17 protein-coding genes and 2 pseudogenes are annotated in these 20,596 nt (G+C 52.7%); 3 read left to right on the forward strand and 16 right to left on the reverse strand.

Features of this window, described 5'->3' with window-relative positions:
• Window positions 1-57: 57 nt before the first annotated feature.
• Window positions 58-357: pseudogene (gene bsmA, locus EA14781_RS07880) on the forward strand (biofilm peroxide resistance protein BsmA).
• Between the two features lie 178 nt (window positions 358-535).
• The gene (gene yjfN / locus EA14781_RS07885; protein ID WP_000811568.1) at window positions 536-811 is read left to right on the forward strand and encodes a DUF1471 family protease activator YjfN; all 276 of its coding nucleotides are present in this window, start codon (window positions 536-538) and stop codon (window positions 809-811) included.
• A gap of 126 nt (window positions 812-937) precedes the next feature.
• Here the strand turns inward: yjfN and EA14781_RS07890 are convergent, their stop codons facing one another.
• The 16 genes and pseudogenes from EA14781_RS07890 to nnr form a co-directional block, all read right to left on the reverse strand.
• Window positions 938-2,563, reverse strand: coding sequence for an isovaleryl-CoA dehydrogenase (locus EA14781_RS07890; RefSeq protein WP_002459963.1), 1,626 nt, complete (start codon window positions 2,561-2,563; stop codon window positions 938-940).
• A gap of 83 nt (window positions 2,564-2,646) precedes the next feature.
• Window positions 2,647-3,213, reverse strand: a pseudogene (locus EA14781_RS07895) (glutathionylspermidine synthase family protein); the annotation flags it as partial.
• Between the two features lie 40 nt (window positions 3,214-3,253).
• The gene (rlmB, locus tag EA14781_RS07900; protein WP_001293271.1) at window positions 3,254-3,985 is read right to left on the reverse strand and encodes a 23S rRNA (guanosine(2251)-2'-O)-methyltransferase RlmB; all 732 of its coding nucleotides are present in this window, start codon (window positions 3,983-3,985) and stop codon (window positions 3,254-3,256) included.
• 180 nt (window positions 3,986-4,165) lie between these two features.
• Window positions 4,166-6,607 carry a ribonuclease R gene (rnr, locus tag EA14781_RS07905; protein WP_000076282.1) on the reverse strand — a complete coding sequence of 814 codons (2,442 nt, stop codon included), beginning with the start codon at window positions 6,605-6,607 and terminating at the stop codon, window positions 4,166-4,168.
• A gap of 38 nt (window positions 6,608-6,645) precedes the next feature.
• Entirely contained in the window at window positions 6,646-7,071 is a 426-nt protein-coding gene (nsrR, locus tag EA14781_RS07910) for a nitric oxide-sensing transcriptional repressor NsrR (protein ID WP_001177634.1), read from the reverse strand.
• A gap of 207 nt (window positions 7,072-7,278) precedes the next feature.
• Entirely contained in the window at window positions 7,279-8,577 is a 1,299-nt protein-coding gene (gene purA / locus EA14781_RS07915) for an adenylosuccinate synthase (protein ID WP_000527967.1), read from the reverse strand.
• A gap of 103 nt (window positions 8,578-8,680) precedes the next feature.
• Complete coding sequence (locus tag EA14781_RS07920; RefSeq protein ID WP_001089300.1) at window positions 8,681-8,878, reverse strand: DUF2065 domain-containing protein; 198 nt, start codon at window positions 8,876-8,878, stop codon at window positions 8,681-8,683.
• Window positions 8,879-8,957: 79 nt separating this feature from the next.
• Entirely contained in the window at window positions 8,958-9,962 is a 1,005-nt protein-coding gene (gene hflC / locus EA14781_RS07925; protein WP_001232408.1) for a protease modulator HflC, read from the reverse strand.
• Window positions 9,963-9,964: 2 nt separating this feature from the next.
• Window positions 9,965-11,224, reverse strand: coding sequence for an FtsH protease activity modulator HflK (gene hflK, locus EA14781_RS07930; protein ID WP_000312491.1), 1,260 nt, complete (start codon window positions 11,222-11,224; stop codon window positions 9,965-9,967).
• A gap of 85 nt (window positions 11,225-11,309) precedes the next feature.
• On the reverse strand, window positions 11,310-12,590 hold the full coding sequence (gene hflX, locus EA14781_RS07935; protein WP_000460357.1) for a ribosome rescue GTPase HflX: 1,281 nt from the start codon (window positions 12,588-12,590) through the stop codon (window positions 11,310-11,312).
• Window positions 12,591-12,666: 76 nt separating this feature from the next.
• A complete protein-coding gene (gene hfq / locus EA14781_RS07940; RefSeq protein ID WP_001051882.1) occupies window positions 12,667-12,975 on the reverse strand; it encodes an RNA chaperone Hfq in 309 nt (102 codons plus the stop codon).
• Between the two features lie 85 nt (window positions 12,976-13,060).
• Window positions 13,061-14,011, reverse strand: a complete 951-nt coding sequence (gene miaA, locus EA14781_RS07945) for a tRNA (adenosine(37)-N6)-dimethylallyltransferase MiaA (protein ID WP_001280363.1) — start codon at window positions 14,009-14,011, stop codon at window positions 13,061-13,063.
• Window positions 14,004-15,851: a DNA mismatch repair endonuclease MutL gene (mutL, locus tag EA14781_RS07950; protein WP_002459965.1), complete on the reverse strand. Its 1,848-nt coding sequence runs from the start codon at window positions 15,849-15,851 to the stop codon at window positions 14,004-14,006. The genes miaA and mutL overlap by 8 nt, the downstream gene beginning before the upstream one ends.
• Before the next feature lie 9 nt (window positions 15,852-15,860).
• Window positions 15,861-17,192: an N-acetylmuramoyl-L-alanine amidase AmiB gene (gene amiB / locus EA14781_RS07955; protein ID WP_000990280.1), complete on the reverse strand. Its 1,332-nt coding sequence runs from the start codon at window positions 17,190-17,192 to the stop codon at window positions 15,861-15,863.
• 18 nt (window positions 17,193-17,210) lie between these two features.
• Window positions 17,211-17,672, reverse strand: coding sequence for a tRNA (adenosine(37)-N6)-threonylcarbamoyltransferase complex ATPase subunit type 1 TsaE (tsaE, locus tag EA14781_RS07960; RefSeq protein ID WP_000981968.1), 462 nt, complete (start codon window positions 17,670-17,672; stop codon window positions 17,211-17,213).
• The gene (gene nnr / locus EA14781_RS07965) at window positions 17,644-19,191 is read right to left on the reverse strand and encodes a bifunctional ADP-dependent NAD(P)H-hydrate dehydratase/NAD(P)H-hydrate epimerase (protein WP_002459967.1); all 1,548 of its coding nucleotides are present in this window, start codon (window positions 19,189-19,191) and stop codon (window positions 17,644-17,646) included. Before nnr ends, tsaE begins: the two co-directional genes overlap by 29 nt.
• On the opposite strand from nnr, the gene queG reads away from it, so the two are divergent.
• The gene (queG, locus tag EA14781_RS07970; protein WP_002459968.1) at window positions 19,190-20,329 is read left to right on the forward strand and encodes a tRNA epoxyqueuosine(34) reductase QueG; all 1,140 of its coding nucleotides are present in this window, start codon (window positions 19,190-19,192) and stop codon (window positions 20,327-20,329) included. The genes nnr and queG overlap by 2 nt on opposite strands.
• Window positions 20,330-20,596: the final 267 nt, after the last annotated feature.

Below are 20,596 nucleotides of genomic sequence, written 5' to 3' on the forward strand. Positions count from 1 at the left end.
TACCAGGTAACAATTCGGGAACATTCCCCCAAAGTTAAATTAATAAGGCACTACACTATGGTTAGCAGGAAACGTAATAGCGTTATTTACCGGTTTACCCGTTTATTATTGGTATTGATGTTAAGTGCCTGTAGCGCACTGCAAGGTACGCCACAGCCAGCACCGCCAGTAACGGACCATCCGTAAGAAATTCGCCGCGACCAGACGCAAGGGCTACAGCGAATAGGTACGGTAACCACGATGGTTCGAGGTTCTCCAGATGACGCATTAGCAGAAATCAGAGCGAAAGCTGCCGCAGCCAAAGCTGATTATTACGTTGTCGTCATGGTGGACGAAACCATCGTGACAGGACAGTAGTATTCACAAGCCATTTTATATCGTAAATAAATCAGACAACTTACATAGTCAGCTTTACATTGCTTTGCGTCCCTATGCGTTTACCTGTGCACAATAAACTACCAGCGGGAAGCCCGGACGTTTATTACCGCGATGGAATGCCCTGCAACATGCGGGGAAACGAAAAATGGAGCTGACGATGAAACAATTACTTGCCTCACCCTCGCTGCAATTAGTGACTTATCCCACGAGCGCCATGGCACAGTCTGCCGAATTCGCCAGTGCTGACTGCGTGACGGGCCTGAATGAAATAGGTCAGATCTCGGTTAGCAATATTTCAGGGGATCCGCAGGATGTGGAACGTATCGTGGCGTTAAAAGCCGATGAACAAGGCGCATCATGGTATCGCATTATTACCATGTATGAAGACCAGCAGCCTGATAACTGGCGCGTACAGGCGATACTGTATGCGTAAGTGTCATCAACTGCGAACAATGCCGGATGCGGCGCAAGCGCCTTATCCGGCCTACAGATCCTGAAATTTCATGGCATTAGTACAGAATACTGCTGTAGGCATGAGAAGACGTGCCAGCGTTGACACTTACAAACACACGCCGCCAGTCGCCCGCAGCAATAAATCATTCTGGATCTGCTCTGACAACCGCACGCCACCGCGCGTATCAAACATCATCTGACACCACGCCTGCGCCATTGGTGGAGAGGCATATTTCAACATTTGCGCACCACAGCCCAGTAAGAATAGCTGATGAGTGATCTCTCGCCCCAGTTCTTCAGCCGGTTTGCGCAATTGTTGCTGCAAACGACGAACTGCGCGATCAAAATAGCGATCCTGCCCTTTCACTTCCATAAATGCTTCTGTCAATAAATCGTATACGCCCGCTTGTTTGTTAAGAACGCGCAGAACATCCAGACACATAATGTTGCCGGAACCTTCCCAGATACTGTTCACCGGCATTTCCCGGTACAGCCGCGGCAACTCACTCTCCTCGCAATAACCAATACCACCAAGCGCTTCCATCGCTTCCGCGACAAACGGGATACCGCTTTTGCAGATTACAAACTTCGCCGCAGGCGTAAATAAGCGCGCCCACAGGGCTTCTTTAGCATCGGCACGCCGATCCCACGCCCGCGCCAGACGAAACAGCAGCGCAGTTTGTCCTTCAAGCTGGAGCGCCATGCGACTTAAGACATGACGCATTAGAGGTTGTTCAATTAACGACTTGCCAAATACATGACGTTGATGAGTATGATAAACCGCCAGCGAAAACGCGCGGCGCATCATGGCATGGCTACCCAGGGCACAATCAAAACGCGTCATCCCGCCCATTTTCAGGATCAGACGAATTCCTTCACCTTCCTGACCCAGTAACCAGCCGATGGCATCCTGAAACTCCACTTCACAGCTGGCGTTGGAGCGATTGCCCAGCTTATCTTTCAGCCGTTCCAGGCGAATCGCGTTGCGTTGCCCATCAGGCAAAAATCGCGGCACAAAAAAACAGGACAAGCCGCCCGTGGTTTGCGCCAGCACCAGATGCGCATCACTTTGCGGCACCGAGAAAAACCATTTATGCCCCACCAGTCGATAAGAACCATCATCCAGACGTTCCGCGCGAGTGGTATTACTCATCACATCTGAGCCGCCCTGCTTTTCCGTCATACCCATGCCAATCAACAGACCGCGTTTTTGTCCGCCGGGCAATAAGTGGGAGTCGTAGCGATCGCTCAACAACGGCGTAGTCCAGTCCTGAAACGGCGCTGGCAGCATCTGTAACAACAATGGCGTGGCGGCAAAGGTCATGGTTATCGGACATAACGATCCGGCCTCAACTTGCGCGTGCAACATAAAACGCGCCGCCCGCGCCACAAATGCGCCGGAGCGAACATCTTCTTCCCAGGCCAGATTGTGCACCCGATTAGTACATAACGCCTGCATCAGCAGGTGCCATGCGGGATGAAAACGAACATCGTCCAGACGGCGTCCCTGGGCGTCGTAGCGTAACAACTCTGGCGGATTCACATTCGCCAGCCGCCCCAATTCAAGGGATTCGGCCGTCCCTAATTGCTGGCCAATACTGGCAAGAAAATCGCTATCCCAGCTCGCGCCTTCACGCGTTACCGCTTCGCAGAGCGCGCCATCTGACAGATATAAATTGCTGTTATTTAATGGTATCGGTTGATTAAAAACGGTGTGAGTTTGCCAGTGCACTGTGTCTCCCTCCATCAATGGCAGTCACCCTAAGTATGGTCACTGCCACGGATTCCTGACAGAAAGAGATTGCTAAAACATTCTTAGCCAGCAATGTAATGTGGGACAAAACGTGAGGTGTCTTTGGTTATCAGCGTGTTATCTTCGCGAATCCCCATACCGCACGCTTCATCATCGACAACCCAGCTACCAATCAGCGTGTAGCTATCACCAAATCGCGGTAGCGGTTGAAACGCCTGATAGATCATCGGTTCATCGGCGTAGTCACCTTCTGCATAGTCAATGACATTATTTTTACCATCAAAAATGGTGACATTACCGCCTTCGCGCGAGTAGATCGGTTTACGTACATAGCTTTCGCCAGCGGCAATCTGCGGTTTTTCGCCATCGAACCAGGACGCAAGAAGATTAGGGATGATCAGGGAAAAAACGCCATAACAGCGGCATTAATCCTTTGTTGCTCAAAATACTTTTCCATAGTGGTTCCACCCATTGCTCACGGCGCTTACGCAACAGCGGACCGTTATCATCACGCATCATCCACTCTAACCGCTAAAGCGCGAAATCAAACGCTCCTGAATGGCATTATACTGATCAGCATCACGCGGAATAATGCCGTTGCGTCGCGCATCCTCCAGCCACTGAAAAAAAACCATCCAAATCTGGATGGCTTTTCATAATTCAGATAAGCTAGCTGCGCTGGCGAACCGCTTCAAATAAGCAAATTCCGGTCGCAACCGAAACGTTCAGGGAAGAAACGCTTCCAGCCATTGGGATGCTGATCAACTCATCGCAATGTTCACGGGTCAGGCGACGCATACCTTCACCTTCTGCGCCCATCACCAGCGCCAGACGTCCGGTCATTTTGCTCTGATAGAGAGTATGGTCTGCTTCACCCGCCGTACCAACGATCCAGATATTCTCTTCCTGTAGCATACGCATGGTGCGCGCCAGGTTAGTCACCCGAATCAGCGGAACGCTTTCTGCTGCGCCGCAAGCGACTTTTCTCGCCGTGGCGTTAAGTTGTGCGGAGCGATCTTTCGGCACGATCACGGCGTGAACACCTGCGGCATCCGCGCTACGCAAGCACGCGCCGAGGTTATGCGGATCGGTCACGCCGTCGAGGATCAACAGGAAAGATTGATCGAGCGAAGCGATCAGATCCGGCAGATCATTTTCCTGATACTGACGTCCCGGCTTAACGCGGGCGATAATCCCCTGATGTACGCCACCGTCGCTTTTCTCGTCGAGATATTGGCGGTTTGCCAGCTGGATAACCACGCCATGGGACTCAAGGGCGTGAATCAGCGGCAACAGACGTTTATCTTCACGGCCTTTTAAAATAAAGACTTCCTGAAAACGTTCAGGGGCGCGCTCCAGCAGGGCCTGCACTGCGTGGATGCCGTAAATCATTTCGCTCATTAATGTACTCGTTGTTTACGTTTTGCCTGATGCGCTACGCTTATCAGGTCTACATGATTTCTGCAATATATTGAATTTGCGTAATTATGTAGACCGGATAAGGCGTTCACGCCGCATCCGGCATGAACAAAGCGCATTTTGCCAGCAATCTGACCCTCTTCTGTTTAAAGAGGGTATTGATCACTCTGCCACTTTTTTCTTCGCCGCACGCTTCGCTTTGGTCGCTGCAGCTATTTTTTGCGTTTTAGCCGAGGGCTTTTTCGCTTTTCTCGCCTCTTTCTTCGCCGCTTTCGGCTTCGCTTTTTTCTCACCGCGGAAGGCGCTGTCTGGCTCAAAGTTTACCTTTTTACCGACCTGACGACGCTTGCCACCTTTTTTGCCTGTATCGCCTTTTTTCGCTTTCTCACGCGCCGTTTTACCGACGTTACGCGGCGCGCGTTCGCTGGAGATCAGGCTAAAGTCGATTTTGCGCTCGTCCATATTAACCGCTTCGACGCGAACTTCCACGCGATCGCCCAGACGATAAGTCTGACCACTGGATTCGCCCATCAGACGTTGACCCACCTGGTCAAAACGATAGTAGTCGTTGTCCAGCGAAGAGACGTGAACCAGGCCATCAATAAACAGCTCGTCCAGACGGACGAAGAAACCAAATCCGGTGACGCTGGAGATTACGCCTTTAAAGACGTTGCCAACCTGGTCGAGCATAAAGTCACACTTCAGCCAGTCAGCCACATCACGCGTCGCTTCATCAGCACGGCGTTCCGCCATCGAACAGTGCTGACCCAGTTGCAGCATCTCTTCCATCGAATAATGATAACCGCCAGTTTCGGTGGTATTCCCCTGATGCCCCTGCTCTTTCGCCAGCAGATACTTAATGCCGCGGTGCAGCGTCAGATCAGGGTAACGACGAATCGGCGAAGTAAAGTGCGCATAAGACTGTAATGCCAGACCGAAGTGACCGCGGTTTTCTGGATCATAAATCGCCTGTTTCATCGAGCGCAGCAGCATGGTTTGCAGCATTTCTGCATCAGGACGGTCGGCCACCGACTCCAGCAGCTCAGCGTAGTCACGCGGTTCCGGCTTGTTACCGCCGGGTAGTTCCAGCCCCAGCTCCGCCAGTACTGAACGGAAGGAGGTAATCGCTTCAGTGCTCGGCTTGTCGTGAATACGGAACAGTGTCGGTTCTTTCGCTTTCTCAACGAAACGCGCCGCCGAGATATTCGCCAGAATCATGCACTCTTCAATTAATTTGTGTGCATCGTTACGCTGAGTCTGTTCGATACGCTCAATACGACGTTCAGCGTTGAAAATAAACTTCGCTTCTTCGCTTTCAAATGAGATCCCGCCGCGCTCTTCACGAGCTTTATCCAGCACTTTATAGAGGTTATGCAGCTCTTCGAGATGCTTAACCAGCGGCGCGTACTGCTCGCGCAGCTCCTGATCGCCTTGCAGAATATGCCAGACTTTGGTGTAGGTCAGACGCGCGTGAGAACTCATCACCGCTTCGTAGAATTTATAGCCGGTCAATCGCCCTTTCGATGAAACCGTCATTTCGCACACCATACACAGGCGGTCTACCTGCGGGTTGAGCGAGCACAGGCCGTTAGAGAGCACTTCCGGCAACATCGGAATAACCTGCGACGGGAAGTAGACCGACGTACCACGGTTACGCGCTTCTCTGTCCAGCGGTGTTGGCGGACGCACATAGTAACTGACGTCGGCAATTGCGACCCACAAACGCCAACCGCCGCCGCGTTTCTTCTCGCAGTAAACCGCATCGTCAAAGTCACGAGCATCTTCACCATCAATGGTAACCAATGGTAGATCGCGCAGATCAACACGGCCTGCTTTTGCCTCTTCCGGTACTTCTTCTTTCAGCCCGGTAACCTGTTGCTCAACGGCCTGCGGCCAGATGTGCGGAATTTCATGGGTACGCAGAGCGATATCGACCGCCATGCCGGTGCCCATATTATCGCCAAGCACTTCGACGATTTTACCCACCGCTTTGGTACGGCGAGTCGGACGTTGGGTCAGTTCGACCACCACCACAAAGCCCATCCTCGCGCCCATAATCTGATCGGGCGGGATTAAAATATCGAAGCTCAAACGACTGTCGTCAGGAACCACGAAGCCGACGCCCGCTTCAGTAAAGTAGCGACCGACGATCTGGCTGGTTTTGGGTACCAGCACGCGGACAATACGCGCTTCACGACGGCCTTTGCGGTCGGCGCCCAGCGGCTGCGCCAGTACCTGATCGCCATGAATGCAGGTTTTCATCTGCTCGCTGGAGAGATACAAATCATCTTTACGCCCTTCAACCCGCAGAAAGCCGTAGCCATCACGGTGACCAATAACGGTACCTTTCACCAGATCGAGGCGTTCCGGCAGCGCATAGCACTGACGGCGAGTGAAGACCAGTTGTCCGTCGCGCTCCATAGCGCGCAGACGGCGACGTAAAGCTTCCAGTTGCTCTTCGCCTTCGATGTGCAGTTCTACTGCCAGCTCATCACGGCTGGCTGGTTTTTCTCGTTTGGTTAAATGTTCGAGGATAAATTCCCGGCTAGGGATGGGATTCGCGTATTTTTCAGCTTCGCGTTCCTGGAAAGGATCTTGTGACATCTCGGTTCCTCCGTTGTCATCTCTGATGAAGATTTTCGTCACTCCACCAGCAATAATTTATAAAGCGGTTGATTCTCTTCAACCAAATCGGCAAGCGTGTAGTTATCCAGTTCCGTCAGAAAACTTTGCACGGCCTTAGAAAGTGCCTGTTTCAACCGACAGGCAGGTGTTATGTGGCAAAACTCACTGCTGCAATTCACCAGCGATAAGGGTTCCAGCTCACGCACCACATCACCAATACGTATAGCACTCGCCGGTTTCCCCAGACGAATGCCGCCATTTTTTCCACGAACAGCAGTCACGTAGCCGGCACGACTAAGTTGATTGATTATTTTGACCATATGATTACGGGAGACGTCGTAGACATCAGTTACTTCAGAAATACTGGTCATCCGCCCTTCCGGTAATGACGCCATATAGATCAGCGCACGCAATCCGTAATCGGTGAAACTCGTTAACTGCACATCAACCTCAAGAAAAGGGAAATCGGGAAAAATACACTTGTATTGATGATAAACCAGCCACAAGCTGTGTCGCTAATTTATTTCAGTTCGGGGAAGGAAAAAAGCGAGGATTTAACACTGTGCCGGATAGCTCTATTAGCTAACCCGACACAGTAATGTATCACATTGTTAGCCCGGCAGGCAAAATATCTGCCGGACGTGCCATGATTATGCGTCGAACGGGTCGCGCAGAATCATGGTTTCAGTACGATCCGGGCCGGTAGAGATGATATCGATCGGCACACCGGTCAGCTCTTCAATTCGCTTGATGTAGTTCAGCGCAGCCTGCGGCAGACCGCTACGATCTTTCACGCCGAAAGTGGATTCAGACCAACCCGGCATGGTTTCGTAAATCGGCTCTACACCTTTCCAGTCGTCTGCTGCCAGCGGAGTGGTGGTCACTTCGCGACCATCCGGCATACGGTAAGCCACGCAGAGTTTCACCTCTTTCAGACCATCCAGAACGTCCAGTTTGGTCAGGCAGAAGCCAGACAGGGAGTTCAGTTGTACCGCACGACGAACCGCAACGGTATCCAGCCAGCCGGTACGACGACGACGACCCGTCGTTGCGCCGAATTCGTTACCCTGCTTGCAGAGGAACTCGCCAGTTTCATCAAACAGTTCAGTCGGGAACGGACCTGCGCCTACACGAGTAGAGTAAGCTTTGAGGATACCCAGAACGTAATCAACATAACGTGGGCCCAGGCCGGAACCGGTCGCCACGCCGCCCGCAGTGGTGTTGGAAGAGGTTACGTACGGATAAGTACCGTGGTCGATATCCAGAAGCGTACCCTGCGCACCTTCAAACATGACGAAATCGCCACGCTGACGCGCCTGGTCAAGCAGGTCAGAAACGTCAACCACCATGGAAGTCAGGATGTCGGCAACGGCCATCACATCATCCAGAACTTTCTGGTAATCAACCGCTTCAACTTTGTAGTAGTTAACCAACTGGAAGTTGTGATATTCCATCACTTCTTTCAGTTTTTCAGCGAAGGTTTCTTTGTCGAAAAGGTCGCCAACACGCAGACCGCGACGTGCCACTTTATCTTCATAAGCAGGCCCGATACCACGCCCCGTGGTGCCGATCGCTTTCGCGCCGCGCGCTTTCTCACGCGCGTTATCCAGCGCAACGTGATAATCAAGGATCAGCGGACATGCTTCAGACAGCAGCAGACGCTCACGAACAGGGATGCCACGGTCTTCCAGCTCTTTCATCTCTTTCATCAGCGCGGCCGGAGACAGCACAACACCGTTACCGATGATGCTGGTTACATTCTCGCGGAGAATACCTGATGGGATAAGATGGAGAACGGTTTTTTCACCGTTGATTACGAGAGTATGGCCTGCGTTGTGACCGCCCTGGTAGCGTACAACATATTTAGCCCGTTCAGTCAGAAGATCGACGATCTTACCTTTACCTTCGTCACCCCATTGGGTGCCCAGTACGACGACGTTGTTACCCATTTTTCAAAATCACCGTTTGCTTAAAAATGGATTCTACCATCGCTTTTTCAGAGTTACAGCACTTTTTGCACTCAAAAATGACCTCGATCAGTCTGTTTTTTGTTCAGCCAATCGTTTTCCTCAACATGTAGTAGACCACAACGCCCGCAACCACAAGTCCACCGCCAAAACGACGTAAAATATTATCGGGTAAATTGGTCATCGCGGAGATCATCTTCTTCCATGCCTGTGGATAGAGCATCGGCCCTAAACCTTCCAGCACCAAAACAAGGGCAAGCGCCAGCCAGATTGTAGAATTCATTCATTATCCTTATAGAAAAAGAAAACCACCGACATCCCTGAGGATGCGGTGGCTTTTTACCTGTACCGCAATCGTTATATTAACGCGTCGTGGAGTTCGGCGTCTTCATATAGCGGAAGAAATCGCTGTCCGGGCTCATGACCATCACGTCCTGATTACCAGAGAAGCTTTTCTCATAAGCTCGCAGGCTACGGATGAATGCGTAGAAGTCTGGATCCTGACTGAATGCATCAGCAAACAGTTTGGCAGCTTCGGCATCGCCCTCACCGCGCATGATGCGGCCCTGACGCTCTGCTTCTGCCAGCGTTCTGGTGACTTCATAGTCGGCAGTCGCACGCAGTTTTTCTGCTTCTTCCTGACCTTGTGAACGGTGACGACGTGCTACCGCTTCACGCTCGGCGCGCATACGGTTGTAGATCGCTTCAGATACTTCGGTCGGCAGGTTGATTTGCTTAATTCGCACATCGACAACTTCAATACCCAGCGCCGCCATACTGTTCGGGTTAATCGCAGCAACTTTACCTTTAGTTTCAGCGGCTACGCGCTCTGCCGCTTCGGCAATGGCGTTATCCGCTGCTGGAGTAGTAACTTCGTCTTCGGTACCCGCAGAACCGGAGTTCAGCGCATCACGCACTTCCAGGGTCAAGCGACCACGGGAATCAGTGACGATGTCTTTCACGTCCAGACGACCGATTTCAGAACGTAAACGGTCAGAGAACTTACGTTTCAACAGCACTTCCGCTTGCGAAATGTCGCCGCCGCCCGTTGCCAGATAGTAACGGCTGAAATCGCTGATGCGCCATTTGATGTAAGAGTCGACGATCAGGTCTTTCTTCTCTTTGGTCACAAAGCGATCGGCCTGGTTGTCCATGGTCTGAATACGCGCGTCGAGCATTTTTACCGTTTCAATAAACGGTATCTTGAAATGCAGGCCCGGCTCATAAACCAAAGGTTTGTTATCATCGTCACGCAGTACCTTACCAAAACGCAGTGTAATACCGCGCTCACCTTCTTTGACGACAAAGACAGACATGTAAAGCACTACCAGCACGATGATGATAATCGCGATAACTGACTTACGCATCGTTATTCCCCCTGACGCTGGTAGTCATTACGCTGCGCGTTAGCGCGGCGTTGGTCCATAATATCGCCCTGACTGGTGGACGATGTGTTGCTTACTCCACTGTTCGTGGAGGAAGGCGCTGGCGGCAGGCGCAACAAGTTGCTGGCGTTGTTGTCGCTCTTCACCGCAGGCGCATTACCGCCTTTCAGCATCTGGTCTAACGGCAGAACCATCAGGTTGCCGCCTTTGTCGTTAACCAGCACTTTGCGGGTATTGCCCAACACTTTTTCCATCGTCTCGATATACAGACGCTCGCGAGTAATTTCCGGCGCGGCTTTATATTCCGGCAGAAGTTTAGCAAAGCGCGCCACTTCACCCTGAGCTTCCAGGATGGTCTGAGCCTTGTACGCACGCGCCTCTTCGAGGATACGCTGCGCCTGACCGTTCGCACGCGGCTGAACTTCGTTGGTATACGCTTCTGCTTCACGAATGTATTGCTGTTCGTTTTCACGCGCGGCAATCGCATCGTCAAACGCGGCTTTAACTTCTTCCGGCGGACGAGCTGCCTGGAAGTTGACGTCCAGCAGAGTGATCCCCATGTCATACGGGCGAATCGTCTCTTCCAGTTCGCGCTGAGTATCGCTACGAATCACAGTACGACCTTCCGTCAGAATGCGGTCCATGGTGTATTTACCGATAACCCCACGCAGGGCGCTGTCGGTAGCCTGACGCAGGCTGTCGTCCGGGCTGGTCACGCTATACAGATATTTTTCTGGATTGGTGACGCGGTACTGCACGTTCATCTCAACGCGCACCACGTTTTCGTCCGACGTCAGCATCACACCGGATGCGGCCAGTTCACGCACGGCTTCTACGTTCACCGGTTTGACTTCGTCAATAAACGTCGGTTTCCAGTTCAGACCAGGCTCAACCAGATGGCTGAATTTCCCAAAGCGTGTTACCACGCCGCGTTCGGCTTCTTTAATGGTGTAGAAACCACTGGCCGCCCAGATAATGACAATCGCTGCCGCTGCGATGGTAACGACACGACCGCCAAGCTGCGGGCGCGGGCCTTGCGATGAACTACCACCGCCAGATCCAGTGCCTTTACCTCCGCCCAGACCACCGAGCTTTTTGCTCAGTTTGCGGAAGATATCATCTAAATCAGGTGGCCCTTGATCGCGACCGCCTTTGTTTCCATTTCCCTCAGAGTTGCCGCCAGGTTTGCTGCTTCCCCACGGGTCGCGGTCTTGTCCGTTATTACCGGGCTGATTCCACGCCATGTTTGTGCTCCATATTTGTTATGCGGTGATCCCTGTAGTCTTTCGACGCCAGAGGATATGACTCCACGCTTCAGACGATCGCCGGTTAGATCAGGTAATCGATCAACGCCGGTTCTTGTTTACAGAGGCGACGCCAGTCAACGATCGGCATACGAACTTGCAGACTTACGCTGCCGTCTTCCTCCATCCACTCTTTTTCTATTGCCTGAAGCTGATAAAAACGACTTCTCAGACGCCCTTCCTGCGGCGGCAAACGCAATGTATGCTGCGCCACCTCACCGGAAAGTCGCTCCGTCAAAGCCTGAAAAAGCTGTGGTATCCCCGCTCCGGTCTGCGCGGAAAGCCAGACACGGATCGGTTTGTTTTCTTCATCTCTGTCAATACGCGGTTCGAAATCGTCCAGCATATCGATCTTGTTCATCACCAGCAGGGTTGGGATCTCGTGAGCATCGATCTCTTCAAGAACCGTATTCACCGCTTCGATGTTTTCTTGTACACGCACATCTGCCGCATCAATCACATGCAACAGCAGCGTGGCTTGCCGCGTCTCTTGCAACGTGGCTTTAAACGCCGCCACCAGATCGTGAGGCAAATGGCGAATAAACCCAACGGTATCCGCCAGCACGGTTTCACCGACATCCGCGACGTCAATACGCCGCAACGTCGGGTCGAGGGTGGCAAACAACTGGTCTGCCGCGTAGACCCGCGCTTCGGTGATGCGATTGAAAAGGGTGGATTTACCGGCGTTGGTATATCCCACCAGCGAAACAGTAGGAACGTCGGCTTTGATACGCGATTGCCGCCCCTGCTCACGCTGCTTTTCAACTCTTTCCAGGCGCGACTGTATCTGTACGATGCGATTACGCAACAAACGACGGTCGGTTTCGAGCTGGGTTTCACCCGGGCCACGTAAACCTATCCCGCCTTTCTGTCTTTCAAGGTGGGTCCAGCCACGCACCAGGCGCGTAGCCAGATGGCGCAGCTGCGCCAGCTCAACCTGCAACTTACCTTCATGGGTACGCGCACGTTGGGCAAAAATATCTAAAATAAGACCAGTGCGGTCGATAACACGACACTCGCACAAACGCTCAAGGTTACGCTCCTGTGCCGGGCTTAATGCATGGTCAAAAAGAACGACCGAAGCACCCGTCGCTTTTACAGCTTCCGCAATTTCAACGGCTTTACCTTCACCAACAAAATACTTTGGGTGCGGCGCTTTACGGCTACCGGTAATCACCTGCAATGCTTCGACACCGGCGGAAGAGACCAGAGATTCGAACTCCTGGAGGTCTTCCATATCTTTGTCTTGCGTAAAATAGATGTGTACCAGTACCGCCTGCTCACCAGCATCATAACGGTCAAACAAGCGTATAACCCTCTAAATAGATCAGCGGGGAACGCAGGATCGCTGGCTCCCCGTGTAAAAAAAACAGCCCGAAACCTTATTCGGTTTCTTCGCTGTCCTGTTGCGCGGAAGCATTCTGCGCGCTGCTACCGTGATGGTAGTTACTGCTGGTACCGCCACCGGCATTGTTACTGTGATGAGAAACCGGGCGAGACGGGACAACAGTTGAAATCGCGTGTTTGTAAACCATCTGGCTGACCGTGTTTTTCAACAGGATCACGAACTGATCAAAAGACTCGATTTGACCTTGCAGCTTAATACCATTCACCAAATAAATAGAAACTGGAACACGTTCCCGACGCAGTGCGTTCAGGAACGGATCTTGTAAAGATTGCCCCTTAGCCATTCTCTCTTTTCCTTATATGCTTATTTGTACTTTGAACCTTTCGATTCTGAAAAAATTGCGCACGATACGCCTCAATTGTACACATTCAGCCTGCGATAGCACCAACAACCTGTAATACTTCGTCACGCGCTTGTTCTGGTTTTTCACTGTCAAGCCAGTGAACCCCTTCCCAACCACGCAACCAGGTTATTTGCCGCTTCGCCAACTGTCTCGTGGCGCAAACACCTCGATAAACCATTTCATCGTATGAGATTTCGCCTTCAAGGTAAGACCACATCTGGCGATACCCCACGCAACGAATGGAAGGCAAGTCCGTATGCAAATCTCCTCGGGCAAAAAGCGCCCGGACTTCTGCTTCAAAACCTGAAGCCAACATCTGATGAAAACGCTGCTCAATTCGTTGATGGAGCAGTTCACGGCTCGCCGGGGCGATGGCGAACTGATGCACCTGATACGGTAGAGCGTCTCCTGACGTTTGCGTCAGTTCCGTTAAAGTTTTACCCGAAATGAAAAAAACTTCCAGTGCCCGGGAAAGCCTTTGTGGATCATTTGGATGAATCCTTGCTGCCGCAACCGGATCAATCTCCTGAAGTTGACGATGCAATGACTCCCAACCTTGCTCTGCCGCCTGTTGCTCAATTCTGGCCCGCACTTCCGGGTCCGCCGACGGTAGCGGCGACAACCCTTCCAGCAACGCCTTGAAATACAACATCGTACCGCCCACTAACAGTGGGATGCGCCCCGCAGCCGTAATATCTGCCATTTCCGCCAACGCATCGCGGCGAAAATCAGCAGCCGAATAAACCTGCGACGGATCGCGAATATCCAGCAATCGGTGCGGCGCGACGAGTAACTCTTCAGCATTCGGCTTCGCCGTTCCGATATCCATCCCCTTGTAAATAAGGGCAGAATCAACGCTTATCAACTCTACTGGTAAAATTTTACGCAGCTCAATGGCTAACGCCGTTTTACCGGAGGCCGTCGGCCCCATCAAAAAAATCGCCTTAGGCAGGCTCGCCTTACTGATATCACTCATCTTTCAGGGCTTTTATCGCCGGATGTAAATCAACAGATTGTAACAGACCACCCGGCGGCGTTTTCACAAGCTGCGGACATAATCGTTCGACGTCCGCCAGCAGGGTAATGGCCTGCGCCATTGACCACTGTGCATGTTCGCTCATCAGATTTCGTGCAATCCACTGCGCAATATTGCCAGGTTCGAATACGGACTGCTTCGCCAGGTAGCCTATCAGTTCAGGAATCAAGATTTGTAAATTTTGTTGGCGTAAGGGTAAAGGCACGGCCCTGATGGTCACATACTGCGCATCGGACTGAAATTCGATGCCTAATTCTGCCAGCGCCGACTGCGCTTTTTCTAATGCCGATTTTTCTTCACCTGAGACTTTTAACCGCAATGGAATGAGCAACGGCTGGGCGCAAACCGGTACTTCGCCCGGCGTCAGTTGCGCCTGACGCAACCAGCGCTCCGCCACAGGCAGAGATAGAAGAGAAATTTTTCCATCTCGATCCAGTAATGCACAGTCAGAATGGACGATAGTCAGTACTCGACCAAAACTCTGGCTGTTCGCTGCAAGTGCAGGTTCCTGCGCTTCTGGCGCTTTTGGTTTTTGCATCGACGCGGGCGTTTGCAAAAGCTGGCGATACACTTCACCTTGCTGTTTCTGGTAGCCAGGCTGCGCATTCGGCCATGTGGCAGCCTGGCGACTGCCTGCGGCTGGCGCAGGAGAGTAGCGCGGAGCTGCAGGCTCACGAACTGCCGGTTCTGCAAAATGATTACGCCCTGCCGCCACGCGGTTTTCCGGGATGGCGCGCGGTGCAGATTGTGGTTCATCGTCAAGCGGCAGCGGCGTTTCCAGTTGCTGTTGTAGCACGCTCAGCACGCCCTGATAGATAAAGTCATGCACCAAACGCGACTGATGAAAACGCACTTCGTGTTTTGCCGGATGGACGTTGACGTCCACCTGATGTGGGTCGATCTCCAGATACAGCACAAACGCCGGTTGCTGATCGGCCCCCAGTTTGTCTTCGCAGGCCTGGCGGATCGCATGATTGATCAGGCGATCGCGCATCATTCGACCATTCACATAACAATACTGAATTTCTGCCAGCGCGGGCGTAGTGTAATTCGGATCAGCCACCCAGCCGCGTAGCGTGAGATCGCCGTGCTGCCATGCAATCGCCAGCGCTTGTTCGAGAAAAGCGGTGCCGCAAATCGCGCCTAAGCGCCGTTCTTTTTGCCCATTCTCCGGTACTGCACGGTACTGGCGTACAATTTTACCGTTATGCGACAGATTGATAGTGACGTCGAAACGTGCCAGCGCAATGCGGCGGATGATTTCATCAATATGGTTAAATTCGGTTTTCTCAGTGCGCAGGAATTTGCGCCGCGCCGGAGTGTTGTAGAACAGATCCAACACTTCCAGCGTCGTCCCCACCGGATGGGCGGCAGGTTTGACCGTCACATCCATATCGCGCCCTTCAGCATAAGCCTGCCAGGCTTCCTGCTGTTCTGCAGTGCGCGAAGTGAGCGTCAAACGGGAAACCGAACTGATACTTGCCAGCGCCTCACCGCGAAAACCCAGGCTGATAATGGCTTCGAGATCGTCCAGAGAGGCGATTTTACTGGTGGCATGGCGAGCCAGCGCCAGCGCCAGCTCGTCTTTTTTGATACCGCAACCGTTATCACGAATGCGGATAAGTTTCGCCCCGCCGCGTTCGATATCAATATCGATACGTGTCGCACCCGCATCGAGACTATTTTCCACCAGTTCTTTGACTACCGACGCAGGTCGCTCGACCACCTCACCTGCGGCAATCTGGTTCGCCAGTTGTGGCGGTAAGACCTGAATTGGCATCAATCATCCTTAGTTTGGCAGCGTGCGATCTGGTGTCGTCGCCGTACTGGCGGTTTGTGCTGTTGCACCTTGTGGCGCAGACTGCATCGGATGCGCAAGGAAATAATTGCGCAGACCGCTGTACATGGCTTCGGCCAATTGTTGTTGGTAACCGTCGCTCGCCAGCAAACGTTCTTCACTGTTGTTGCTGATAAAACCGGTTTCAACCAGTACGGATGGGATATCCGGCGAACGCAGAACGCCAAGGCTGGCGTGCTCTGGTCGGCGTTTATGTATTTCGCCAATGCGTTGCAACTGGCTGATCATACTGGTCGCCACATCATACCCTACCCGCTGAGAATGACCGAACTGTAAATCCAGCACCGCCTGGCTTAAATACGGGTCTGACTGACTGTTCGCCAGCACATCGCCCGCCCCGCCCAGTAGCTCCGACTGTTTCTCATGCTGTTCCAGCCAGTTTGCCATTTCGCTGTTCGCGCGACGGTTAGAGAGCACCCATACGGAAGCGCCGCTCGCGCTGCGATTCGGTGCGGCATCGGCGTGAATCGACACCAGGAAATTGGCGTTTTGCTTACGTGCGACGTCGCTGCGCCCCATTACCGAGATAAAGTAGTCTCCGTCACGGGTTAAAACGCCCTTAAACATCGGATCGTCATTGAGCAAAGTGCGCAATTTACGGGCGATGGCGATAGTGACATTTTTCTCCCGCGTACCGCCTGGGCCAATAGCGCCGGGGTCCTGGCCGCCGTGCCCGGCATCAATGGCGATAACAATTTTATCGCCAGTGTTAGGCGTCGTGCGGGCTGCCGGACGCGTTACCGTATTACTACTGATGACGCCAGTAGTCCGGTTGCTATCAGTTTTAAACGGATTACGCGCTGGCTCGCTTACGCGCGGTGCGACAACCGCAGGCGTTTCAACACGTTTGGCAACCACTGGCGGCGGCGGTGGCGGCACATCGGCATTAATCGTAAAGACAACGGTGTAATTGCTACCATTCTGGCGCTTCACCGCTTCGGTTTTACCATTTTCGGTGAGGTCGACCACCAGCCGCAACGTTTGTGCATCTTTTGGCGTGCCGGAACGAATAGCTTTCACCAGATTGTTGCCGCTAAACAACAACGGCAGCCCCTGTATTACGCCAGTTTGTTTGATATCCAGCGCCACAGTACGTTTGTTTTGATGACTAAACGCATAATCAGGATCGCCAATAAAACTCAACGTTATTCGCGCCTGTTGATTGCCATTAGAAACCTGAATATCAGAGAGCGTCGCGGCGCCAGCCTGCGCGCACAGCAGCAGCAACGTCGCTACCAACCAATTTCTGATGCGATACATCATCCCGCCACCTTTCAAAGGTTAACCGGCTAAATGCGCCAGCAACAATTCACCCGCAGAGGAAACCGCACTCACGCGCGCCTCACGGCCTTGTGCCTGATAATCAATGTGTATTTCGACGTCCGGGTCAGGAAGAACACCTGTACCTTGTTGCGGCCACTCCACCAGGCAGATGGCGTCGTTGGCAAAATAATCGCGGATCCCCATAAACTCCAGCTCCTCGGGATCGGCAAGGCGGTACAAATCAAAGTGATAAACCATTAAGTTGTCGAGCGTATAGGGTTCGACCAGCGTATAGGTAGGGCTTTTGACATTACCCTGATGACCCAGAGCTTGTAAAAAGCCCCGGCTGAAAGTGGTTTTTCCTGCGCCTAAATCGCCATACAGATAGATTACGGTGGCGCCATCACAGGCTTTGGCTATCCGCTCGCCCAGGTCTAACGTTGCCTGCTCGTCAGGGAGCGGTATTACTCGATTCATCATGTTTTTTATCAGTCACTTCCGGGTTAACAATACGCTGTAGCGTGGAAAAGAGATCGGTTGCCAACATCCCGCGCGTCCCCAAACGCGCCGCCAGAACATCCGCCGCCGCACCGTGTGCGACACAGCCCGCGCACGCCGCATCATATGGCGACAATTTTTGCCCGAGCAATGCGCCAATAATACCAGAGAGCACATCGCCCATGCCGCCGCTAGCCATGCCTGCATTTCCGGCGTCAATAATGCCTAAGACATCAGGATGCGCGGCGACCACGGTTCCGGCACCTTTCAGCACCGCTACGCCGCCATAACGTTGTACCAGACGTTGCGCGTAATGTAAGCGGTCACTTTCAATTTCAGCGACGGAACAACCCAACAGCCGTGCGGCCTCGCCAGGATGCGGCGTGATCACGCGATTGTGACGCTTATCGGGATTGATTGCCAGCAGGTTCAATGCATCGGCATCCCACAACATCGGTTTGCGAAAATTCTCAACTTTTTGCAGGGCTTTTTTCCCCCACTCTTGCTGGCCCAAACCAGGACCAATCACCACCACATCGGCCCATTCCAGGCTTTCGGTAAGAGAGTCCATCGTCAGTTCATGCACCATCAATTCCGGTCGTGCAGTCAGCAGCGGCGCAATGTTTTCACTGCGGGTCAGCACTCTGACTAAACCAGCGCCAGCACGCAGCGCCGCTTCCCCCGTCATGCGAATAGCCCCCGCGGTACCGTAATCGCCACCGATAATCACCAACCGCCCGTGATCGCCTTTATGCGAAGTCGGGCGACGCGGTTTTAGCCAGTAAGAAAGTTGCTCCGCCGAAAACCGCTGAATTTTCGTCTCCTGACCTGCCAGCCAGCTATCCAGCCCCAGAGAGTCAAAATGCAGATGTCCAGTAACATCCCGCGCTTTTCCGGTGAGCAAGCCTGGTTTTAGTGCAATGAAAGTGATGGTGTGATCGGCGTTGATCACCGCGCCTGGCGTAGCGCCGGTTTCAGCCAGCAGCCCGGAAGGGATATCAACCGCCACAATCGGCGCAGGGTGAGTATTAGCGTGGTCGATTAACTGACTAATGGATTCACGAGGCGCTTGCTGCAATCCGGTGCCGAGCAGCGCATCAACAATCAGATCTACCGACTCGGGCCAGACAATATTCGTCGCATGGATCTCGCCTCCCGCGTTTAACCACGCTTCACGTGCCAGAGCGGCCTCTTCCGGTAACGGTTTGCTACTTTCCAGGGCCAGCAGCGTGACCTCAATGCCGACCGCTTTGGCCAGCCGCGCGACCACGTAGCCATCGCCGCCGTTATTACCATAACCGCACAGCACCAGCCAGTGGCGGGCGTCAGGATAAGCGGTACGACATACCTGGAATGCGGCTTCGCCAGCGCGAAGCATCAGCTCATAGAGTGTGAGCCCCAGCGCATCTGCCGCCTCGCGTTCGCCGCGGCGGATATCGTCGGCGTGCCAGACGGTGTGTGGTATACTTACGGGGTTTTTCTTCATTGTATGGTCCGTCATGTCAGAGCCCCTCGATCTCAATCAGTTAGCGCAAAATATTAAACAATGGGGGCTGGAACTGGGCTTTCAGCAGGTAGGTATTACCGATACCGATCTCAGCGAGTCCGAGCCCAAACTACAGGCATGGCTGGACAAACAATACCACGGCGAAATGGACTGGATGGCGCGTCACGGTATGCTGCGCGCCCGCCCCCACGAGTTATTGCCTGGTACGCTGCGCGTGATCAGCGTGCGGATGAATTATCTGCCTGCCAACGCCGCGTTTGCCAGCACGCTGAAAAATCCCAAACTCGGCTATGTTAGCCGTTATGCACTGGGTCGTGACTATCACAAACTTCTGCGCAACCGACTCAAAAAGCTGGGCGAGATGATTCAGCAACATTGTGTTTCGCTGAATTTTAGACCGTTTGTCGATTCTGCGCCTATTCTCGAGCGCCCGTTAGCTGAAAAAGCGGGGCTGGGCTGGACAGGTAAGCACTCACTTGTCCTCAATCGCGAAGCTGGTTCGTTCTTCTTTTTAGGTGAATTGCTGGTCAATATTCCGCTGCCCGTGGATCAACCGGTCGAGGAAGGATGCGGTAAATGCGTGGCCTGCATGACGATTTGCCCGACCGGCGCCATCGTCGAGCCATATACTGTCGATGCTCGCCGTTGTATTTCTTATCTGACGATTGAACTGGAAGGGGCTATCCCGGAAGAGCTGCGGCCGTTAATGGGAAATCGTATTTACGGTTGCGATGACTGCCAGCTTATCTGCCCGTGGAATCGCTATTCGCAACTCACGACAGAAGACGATTTCAGCCCGCGTAAGCCGCTACACGCACCGGAACTCATTGAGTTATTCGCCTGGAGCGAAGAGACGTTTTTAAAAGTCACGGAAGGATCGGCGATTCGCCGTATAGGTCACCTGCGTTGGCTGCGTAATATCGCCGTAGCATTAGGCAATGCCCCCTGGGATGAAACGATTTTGACAGCGCTGGAAAGCCGTAAAGGTGAGCACCCACTTCTTGATGAGCACATAGCGTGGGCGATTGCGCAGCAAATCGAGAGACGAAATGCGTGCGTAGTCGAAGTGCAATTGCCGAAAAAACAGCGTCTGGTGAGAGTGATTGAAAAGGGGTTGCCGCGTGACGCCTGATTCATCCACAGCTTGTGAATAAAAATAAAAACGCATTGCAATTCAAGCCGGAAAAAATCGTCAAGTGATCGATACGACAAAATACAATCTTAATTTTTAAGTTATATATCAATTAGTTAAGAAAATACCATTCACCGTACGAAGCTTTTCTAAAATTAAGATTTTAACCTGAACCTGTGGATAACTCTGTTTACAACAGTTTTCCAGAAACAACAAAAGCCAACAATAACGCATCGCGTCGCTGTGGATATTTTATTGAGATAAGAA

The organism is Escherichia albertii NBRC 107761 = DSM 17582, from assembly GCF_000759775.1.
GTDB classification, from domain to species: domain Bacteria; phylum Pseudomonadota; class Gammaproteobacteria; order Enterobacterales; family Enterobacteriaceae; genus Escherichia; species Escherichia albertii.